Genomic DNA, 726 nt, shown 5'->3' on the forward strand with positions numbered 1-726 from the left:
GGTGATCGCGGCCGGATCACGCGTGAACAGCGGCTCGACGTAGAACGGCCGGCCGGCCTCGACGACGAAATGCACGCGGTCGCCCGGGATGTCGACGCGCGGCACCTTGTCGACGATGCGGTCGACCTGCGCGATCACGATGCCGTCCTTGAACGCGGTCGCCTCGACGACGGTCGGCGTGTCCTCGGTGTTCGGGCCCGTGTACAGGTTGCCGTCGCGATCGGCGCTCACGGCCGCGATCAGCGCGACCTGCGGCGTGAGGTCGATGAAGTAGCGGGCGAACAGTTCGAGATAGGTATGCACCGCGCCGAGCGCAATCTTGCCGCCGAACAGCAGCTTCGCGATGCGCTGCGACTGCGGGCCCGAATACGCGAAGTCGAGCCGCTTCGCGATGCCGCGCTCGAACACGTCGAGATGCTCGGGCAGCACGACGCCCGACTGCACCATGTGCAGGTCGTGGATCTTCGCGCTGTCGACGTCGGCGAGCGCGGTGGCGAGCAGATCGGCCTGCTTCTGGTTGTCGCCTTCGAGGCACACGCGATCGCCGGGCCGCAGCACCGCTTCGAGCAACGCGACGGTGTCGCGCGCATCGACCCGCTTGCCCTGCGCGTATGCCGCGCCGGCCGCGAGGCGTGCATCGCGCGCCTGCCGCGCGTGATTCCATCCGGTCATGAACAGTTCTCCGCTTCGAGGGTTCAGCGGCATTCTAAGCCTGGCGCCGCCGCC

Annotated in this window: 1 protein-coding gene; it reads right to left on the reverse strand. The window is 68.6% G+C overall.

Annotation, left to right across the window (positions count from 1 at the left end):
• Window positions 1-672, reverse strand: a 672-nt coding sequence (locus tag JMF90_RS39200; protein WP_201326563.1) for a malonate decarboxylase subunit alpha, incomplete at its 3' end; no start/stop codon positions are given.
• Window positions 673-726 lie beyond the last annotated feature (54 nt).

Origin of the sequence: Burkholderia sp. E168m23 (assembly GCF_016586125.1) — a bacterium.
Taxonomy (GTDB): Bacteria; Pseudomonadota; Gammaproteobacteria; order Burkholderiales; family Burkholderiaceae; genus Burkholderia; species Burkholderia orbicola.